Source organism: Rosenbergiella epipactidis (assembly GCF_018494055.1).
Lineage (GTDB): Bacteria > Pseudomonadota > Gammaproteobacteria > Enterobacterales > Enterobacteriaceae > Rosenbergiella > Rosenbergiella epipactidis.
This window is the reverse complement of record NZ_JABBFQ010000015.1, coordinates 1-6,940: the sequence shown is the minus strand read 5'-3', so window position 1 is coordinate 6,940 and position 6,940 is coordinate 1. Positions and strand designations below refer to the sequence as shown.

Here is a 6,940-nt window from a genome sequence, read left to right as displayed (position 1 = left end):
AACCCCCTAAGACGCTGCACGATAAACCCGTTTCGCTTTAGGAGGTTGGTCAGTCGCCTTTGGCTCGACGGGGGGGGCGTTGCCCCCACTGCGTAAATCGTCCGTGGGCGGACTCAAAAACGCTTGGGCGTTTTGTTACTTGTGGCTCCCCCAAGGCACATTTTTCTGGACGAAAAATGCAAACCCCTGTTTGCCTGGTCTGTATTTTGCACTTAGCGCGAGACTGTCTGTAAGATGTTGTCATCCTTCTTCGATTATTTAGCAATGAATCATGACCAAGCAGCAGAAAAGTGCCGTAAACATGGCCAAGTTCATTCAGAGCCAGACGTTGTTGCTCTTAGATAAACTGAATGAGTTAGAGTCTGATCATGAAGCTGACTTATGCGAGAAGCTGCATGAAGATGCTGAGACGCTTTATCGCCGATTACTAACGGCTTTCCCTGACAATGATGGAGAGTAATTGTGGCTAAGGTTTCAATCAGTGAGGCTGCGAGGCTTGCAAAAGTAAGTAGGCCAACTATTTACAAGATGATTAACAGTGGTTTACTAAGTTTTACTTCTGTTGTAAACAAGGGTAAATCAATAAAAGTTATAGATACATCAGAGATTTACCGCGTATTTGGTAGTGGTAATCCTGATGTGAGTAGTAAAAGTGACGTTGTAATTAATACAGGTGAATTTACATCGGTTAACAGTAGTGATTTACAATATTTACAACAGCAAATCGCATTGTTAAAGCAGGAGAACGCGAGTTTAAAGGATGCTGTCTCTTCTAGAGAAGAGCATATTGCTTCGCTTAAACACGCAATGCTCCTTATTGAGCATAAACAACAGTCTGAACAGGTTAGTGCAGAGTCTGTAGTCTCAACAAAACCGCGATCGCGTTGGGCATTCTGGCGCAAATAGGTTGTAAACCCCGTCAGGATTACATCCCGACACCCTGTCAACGCTTCACAGCCGAATAATAAATTTATTCGACCGTTCACCGTTATCTGGAGAGAGTTATGCCGTTATCCGAAGCTAAAAAACAGAAGCAGCGTGAAGCGAAAGCGGTACTCGAAGGTTTCTGGGGGCAAGCATTTAAGTTTAACCAGCCCAAGCCGCTTAAAGTCGGTATTCTCGAGGATATGGTTGAAGATGCTAAAGCTCGTAACTTACCGTTTGATCTGGAGATCATCAAAGCGGCTCTTAAGCTCTATGTTCACCGCTATCTCTATCAAAAAGCGGTCAGAAAAGGCTCTGAGCGTATCGGATTAGACGGTCAACCGGCTGGCGAGGTCACAGACGAGCAAAAAGCCTATGCTAAAACCCAAACTAAGAATCTGGACGGCAAGCAAAAGTGGCGGAAAAAGGCGTCTCAGCCTCAAAATGAAGCCAAGCCAGACGTTACGCAGTCTGATGCATAACAATTCACCCACTCAGAATTCATCTAAGCGATTCTAAGGCGTTCTGAGGGGGTAAGACGTAGGATTTTATGGATTACGTCCCAGAATCGTTTCTAGAGCGTTTGAGCGGTGCGCGAAATAGGGGGTTATGTTAAATTTAAGCCTGAGCTAGGGGCTCAATGACATCAAAAAATAAATCTTCATCTAAGGTTGAGTACGTTATTTTTTTACTATTCGGGTACGTCGATTCGATATCAATTAAATCCCAAGTAAAATTTTCGTTCATAAAAATATTACCTAGTTTATTTTTTCCATTGAGCAATATTTCAGCGCTAAAATTTCGAGGTGCGATATTAAAGCAAGCTGTTGGAATAATATTTATTATGTTGTTACCGCGTTTTAATTCGATAGTATTAATCCGGTAAACCTTCTGTGCTGATGCATCTTCAAAATCCCTATCTAAGTTTTTTATGCTTACGGAGGTTCCATCTAACCATGAAGTTATTTGCTTTCCTAAGTCAAACATACCCTTTCGATAGTTATCTATGTTTCTTGTATTGTTTGCTATAGCTTCAGCTTTTTCCTGATCCTGCTCTATTGTTTTTTTTATAAACATTTCTTTTTTTGACTCAGTCATTTTTGGTAAACCCTTTTTTAGATGTTCAAGCATATTAAACCTAATGCTTACGATTTGATTAGGACTTTATTCACACCGTATAAATTTTCATCCTAACGGAGTCCGGAGTGTAGACCTGAGTGCCCAAGGTGCAGATGTGAAGGCATTATGGTAAATCTTACGTATATCTTCGTTAGCCATAAATACACATATTTATTTCATGTCTTTATTTTTTTTCGTCCTTCCCCCTAACAACCCCCAACATGGATAACATGGATCACACGGATTACTCAGATAACACGGATAACATAGATAACCAGATTTTTGTGATAAATATCTATATATCAATTACTTGCATAAAAATAGTGTAATATATATTACATCTCGTTTTTTTTGGGAAAAAATATATAACATCTCAATCAGCTAAATGTTTCTTATAAAAACGAACGTCATATTCGCATATGTCATATAACTCGTTGATTTATAAGGTTATTTGGTTAATAATGGCTATGTTTTCGATTATACTAATTAGAGGGATTGATTTTGACTAAAAAAGCAGAGCAGGCCGGAAAAAAAATTTTGGATCAGCGGAGATTAGAACTGAGAAACCAAATTTGGGGCAATGAGGTTGAAAATCTAACCATTTGGGATCCTTCTCGATATAAAGGTTTTGCTTACATTCCTCGACATTTACCGCAGGTATCCAGAATTATGGACAAATTAGCCGGCACTGGAAAGCCTGTATCCGGTGTGTATTTATCTCTTTTATGTAATGTCTTTAGTCATGGATTTATTGAGGTAAAAGATAAAAAAAGATTGGCTTTTGAGTCCGGCTTTTCCGGCCCGAGGGCTTTGACAACGTGGCATTCGAGGATGAAGAAGTTAGAAGAGTTAGGTTTTATTCAAACCAAATCAGGTACACATGATGAGTTCAGTTACGTACTGGTTATAGATCCTTTAAATGTCATAAAAAACATATATGAATCAAAGGGAAAGGATGCTCTATACAATAGCTTAGTTAGCCGTATGAACGAAATCGGAACAGTTCTATAACTATGAGCGATTAATTATACGAGGATTGTGATGTCTAGGTTTAAACCTGTAGATGTACCTCCGATACCAGAGGATTTTCTACACCACGAAGATATGAACTTTCCTCATCCAGTTACAGGGGAAGTTTGTTGGGGATATGTTCGTGTTACGAGTCAGCATTTGAATCAGCCAGGTGGTCCGATTTATCTACGGGCAGGAAAGCATATTGGTCCTCATAAGGGATTTGGTATTAGGCACATATGGGAGCAGCATGGTGCTGATTTAATTCGAGGTGGTTACAGAACTTTTAATGATGTACCCCGATTTGTCTCAGACATCATTGTTGATGGCGCAAATATTGTCTGTGAATTTAATGCAATGAAGTCACACGACCGACTCATTATTCTTCGGGGGCGTAAAGGGCGTGTAATTTTGTCTGCCTGGTCAAATGGAGATGATGAATTTTACTATAGCGTAGTTACAGCCTTTAGAAACGGCGCTTCAAACGGCACTGCTGTTGGGAGAGTGGAGGTAAATCACGGGGGATCTAAAACATAAAAGGCACCGTAGGGATGCCTTTTATGTTTTAGATATAGGTGAGTTGGTAGTCGCAGCGCTTGCTTAGCTAGTCGTATAACTATCGTTTTTCGACTGGTTTACATGCCAACTGGTATTACCCAGATGCCGCTACCATACAGATGGCGTATCTGTACAATCCACACTTCCAATCCTATTTCGCCTGATGATTTGGAAGCCCTGCTCTTATTGAACTCACGATATCTATTATACCGTTTAATAGGCGGAGGTACAAATTTCAAAAAAAAGCCTGACGCCCCTATGATCGGTACGCCAAGAATACTGGTAGCGTAGCGACTGTCTACTAATTACCCATAGCAGTAGCTCTGTTTTTTCTTGCCCAGCAAAAGGTTTGATTGTGTAGACGTAGTTTCAGGCTCCTGCAATCACACTACGCAGCTGATTACTCCTTATACACTCACTTTATCAGTGTGCCAGTTATCGTACTGCGAGACGGGGTAGAGCTAACTTCTTTCCCGAGTTGGTTAGGATTTATTCCCACTGTATGCCTGTTTATCCTGCCAGAGTCCGGGGCGTAGATCTAAGTGTCTAAGGTGCACATATTTAGACATTATATAAAATATAATTTATGGAAGGTACTAGGAATTAGTTATATTTGTTAATGTTTATTAGGTACATCAAATGGTTATGCTTTATATTCTGTTTTTTATATCTAATAGGTAATTGTAGTGAAAGAGTTATCTGTGTCAAAAAAGGAAGTTGGCAGGGCCGGAGATAGATTAGTTTCTAGCTACAATGATGATGCTAGATATGACGGGTTTGATGTAGGTATATTGCACGAGTGGAGGATGCTTCACTTATACCCATTAAATAAAATCTATTATTATCTTCAGCGAGATGCGCTTTTATTAAATAAAAATGCACTCACATCTTCTAGGATAAAAAGACTCCCGTCTATAGTGTCTAAGTTATCTAGATTTCCAGAAATGAAGCTGAACAAGATGCAAGATTTGGGGGGATGCAGGGCTATTCTCGATAACGTCGAACAGGTCTACCAGCTTGTTGATAGGATTCGCGCTTCACGCTTCAGGCACGAGCTAGTAAGAACTGATGATTACATGGTTAGGGTAAAAGACTCAGGTTATAGAAGTTACCATATGGTTTATGCGTTTAATAACTCAAAATATCCAAACTTAAATGGATTGAGAATTGAAATGCAGATACGAACAGCCATTCAACATAGCTGGGCAACTGCTGTTGAGATGGTTGGATTATTTAGACAGGAGTCGTTGAAATCTGGATTTGGCGATCCTAAATGGTTACGTTTTTTTGAGCTGGTTTCCGAACTCTTTTTTAAAGTTGAGAATGGTGAGTCATTAGGTAGCTACAACGCTATTTCTGAGGAGCTCAGAGCTTTATCTGTTGAGTTAAATGCATTTGATATTCTAACTGCATATAGTGCTGTAGCAAGCCATATAGAGGGTAGTGATAAGTATAAGAAAGGGCTTTGCGTCATAGTGGTTGATACGAAGAAAAGAAATATAAACATTAAAAACTTCGATAGCTCTAATTACCAGTTGGCCGCAGAGATGTATGTTGAACATGAAAAGCATTGTGCAGAAAACATAGATTGTGAAGTCGCTATGGTTTCTGTTAGCTCAATTGATGAGCTTAAAAGTGCATATCCGGCTTACTTCTTAGACACAAAAACGTTTTTGAATAACTTAAGTCGGTTTGTTTTCTAACTGTAACTCTTTGGCTGTTACTAACGGTCTTGTAGAAAAAATAGATTTTATCTAGCTCTTTTTCTTGAGGTTAGCTCATTTAAATCGTAATCTCTTCTTCAAGAAAAGAAAAAGCCACCGTGCAAGGTGGCTTTTTCAAAGGATAAGTCAGTTGGGGAACTGCTTAACCAAGGTAACTGGGTTTACGAGACCACAGAAACCAAATTCGTTCTTTTAGTTTAGCCGCACTTAGGCTTCTACTTCAAGTACTACTCTAAAAATCTCTCGTAAACCCAATTACCAATGGCTACCGCCAGTGGCGATAAGTCGTGTCTGTAAGGGTTGGACTCAAGTTGATAGTTACCTTACATGGCGTGGTAGTCGGGCTAAACGGGGGGTTCGTGCAGATAGCCCAGCTCGGAGCGAACTGTCTAAGTAGAGTTGAGTGTCAGGCGTGGTATGAGAAACCGCAGCCATATAATTGCGGAAAGACACCAATAAACCATAAGACGGGAACACAGGAGCGCACGAGGGAGCCGCTAGAGGGAAACGTCTAGCATCTTTAAGCTGTGTCGGGTTTCGCCGCCTACTGATTTGAGAACCGAAAACGCCATGTTTTTGTGATACTCGTCAGGGGGGCGGAGCCTATGGTAAAACGCCCTTCCTACTTCTCCTCTCACAGCTTTAAAACCTCGTTATACACAGAATCTGTGGGTAACTTTTAAAACACGCCGCCAACGCTCGCCGCAGTCTTTGACTAGCGTAGTCTGTCAAAGCGAGGAAGCGGAATATCGTAGGTCTTACCTTAGGCACTTACGCTCGATAGTGACATTAAGAGAGGGTTTTATATGAGTCTGTTCCGTACTGCATCAGCGAAAGATTACTCGTTTAATTCTGAATCTGGCTTTTGGGAATTGAGTTTTGATAGTAGGCCAGTAAGGGGAACTCGTTGTGATGATCCTGAACTCGGTGCTAGCCAATACAATGAGGCGCGCGCTAAGTTTAAAGCAAAGGTGAAAAACAGCGTTAAGCCCGCTCACGTTCATGAGTTTATTGAATTGGTAAGATGGGCTATTGATTCTGGTGATCTCGCACAGCGAAAAGTTGTCTTAGAAATGCTTCAAGCTGAATCAGAGGACCACTATTCCGAGATTAAACGAAGAGCATTGCGGGTCATTCCAAGCCATTTCGACTTTGCTTACTATTGGATCGATAAGAACGCTCAACGATTTCGAGTTCCTGTTGAATTGCGCCAAGAGATTATCGCTTCAATTGAAGGTTCCGAATAGTTTACGCTGCGTAAACTATTCGTCTATAAGTTACTGCTTGCCTCTTTCTGAGCCTCATCCGACGGTAAGAGATAGAGAAAGAGGTACAGAAAGAGGCAAATCGCCCTTTTTTATTTTTATTTTTTCCATTTTTCTGAAATAAATAAAATGCATCGGTTATGATTTTCTGAACGAAAATCAAACCTTTAAGGGTGTACCACCCTCTCTGAATCCTCCTCGGCTGGACGCCGCTCCGTCATCAGATTCACCCAGCCCCGCCAGACGTCTTCGACGACTGACCAACCCCCTAAGACGCTGCACGATAAACCCGTTTCGCTTTAGGAGGTTGGTCAGTCGCCTTTGGCTCGACGGGGGGGG

General features: G+C 41.1%; 8 protein-coding genes. 7 read left to right on the top strand and 1 reads right to left on the bottom strand.

Annotation, left to right across the window (positions count from 1 at the left end; all coding sequences use genetic code 11):
- Positions 1 to 271 precede the first annotated feature (271 nt).
- From HGT71_RS15550 to HGT71_RS15540, 3 genes are all read left to right on the top strand, one after another.
- A complete protein-coding gene (locus tag HGT71_RS15550; RefSeq protein ID WP_214218601.1) occupies positions 272 to 460 on the top strand; it encodes a Rop family plasmid primer RNA-binding protein in 189 nt (62 codons plus the stop codon).
- Positions 461 to 462: 2 nt separating this feature from the next.
- Positions 463 to 906 carry a helix-turn-helix domain-containing protein gene (locus HGT71_RS15545; protein WP_214218600.1) on the top strand — a complete coding sequence of 148 codons (444 nt, stop codon included), beginning with the start codon at positions 463 to 465 and terminating at the stop codon, positions 904 to 906.
- Between the two features lie 98 nt (positions 907 to 1,004).
- The gene (locus HGT71_RS15540) at positions 1,005 to 1,406 is read left to right on the top strand and encodes a ProQ/FINO family protein (RefSeq protein ID WP_214218599.1); all 402 of its coding nucleotides are present in this window, start codon (positions 1,005 to 1,007) and stop codon (positions 1,404 to 1,406) included.
- 136 nt (positions 1,407 to 1,542) lie between these two features.
- On the opposite strand, the gene HGT71_RS15535 is transcribed toward HGT71_RS15540, so the two are convergent.
- Entirely contained in the window at positions 1,543 to 2,055 is a 513-nt protein-coding gene (locus tag HGT71_RS15535) for a hypothetical protein (protein WP_214218598.1), read from the bottom strand.
- Between the two features lie 489 nt (positions 2,056 to 2,544).
- Here HGT71_RS15535 and HGT71_RS15530 point away from each other — a divergent pair, with 489 nt between their 5' ends.
- From HGT71_RS15530 to HGT71_RS15515, 4 genes are all read left to right on the top strand, one after another.
- Positions 2,545 to 3,054 carry a hypothetical protein gene (locus tag HGT71_RS15530; protein ID WP_214218597.1) on the top strand — a complete coding sequence of 170 codons (510 nt, stop codon included), beginning with the start codon at positions 2,545 to 2,547 and terminating at the stop codon, positions 3,052 to 3,054.
- A 30-nt stretch (positions 3,055 to 3,084) separates the two neighbouring features.
- The gene (locus HGT71_RS15525) at positions 3,085 to 3,591 is read left to right on the top strand and encodes a hypothetical protein (protein ID WP_214218596.1); all 507 of its coding nucleotides are present in this window, start codon (positions 3,085 to 3,087) and stop codon (positions 3,589 to 3,591) included.
- A 722-nt stretch (positions 3,592 to 4,313) separates the two neighbouring features.
- A complete protein-coding gene (locus HGT71_RS15520) occupies positions 4,314 to 5,315 on the top strand; it encodes a RelA/SpoT domain-containing protein (protein ID WP_342355465.1) in 1,002 nt (333 codons plus the stop codon).
- A gap of 827 nt (positions 5,316 to 6,142) precedes the next feature.
- Positions 6,143 to 6,583 carry a hypothetical protein gene (locus tag HGT71_RS15515; protein ID WP_214218594.1) on the top strand — a complete coding sequence of 147 codons (441 nt, stop codon included), beginning with the start codon at positions 6,143 to 6,145 and terminating at the stop codon, positions 6,581 to 6,583.
- Positions 6,584 to 6,940 lie beyond the last annotated feature (357 nt).

What these genes read in the sequence shown, in the direction of transcription:
- HGT71_RS15550 (WP_214218601.1), top strand. Translation starts at nt 272, where the DNA reads ATGACCAAGCAGCAGAAAAGTGCCGTAAACATGGCCAAGTTCATTCAG.
- HGT71_RS15540 (WP_214218599.1), top strand. Translation starts at nt 1,005, where the DNA reads ATGCCGTTATCCGAAGCTAAAAAACAGAAGCAGCGTGAAGCGAAAGCG.
- HGT71_RS15535 (WP_214218598.1), bottom strand. Translation starts at nt 2,055, where the DNA reads ATGCTTGAACATCTAAAAAAGGGTTTACCAAAAATGACTGAGTCAAAA.
- HGT71_RS15525 (WP_214218596.1), top strand. Translation starts at nt 3,085, where the DNA reads ATGTCTAGGTTTAAACCTGTAGATGTACCTCCGATACCAGAGGATTTT.
- HGT71_RS15515 (WP_214218594.1), top strand. Translation starts at nt 6,143, where the DNA reads ATGAGTCTGTTCCGTACTGCATCAGCGAAAGATTACTCGTTTAATTCT.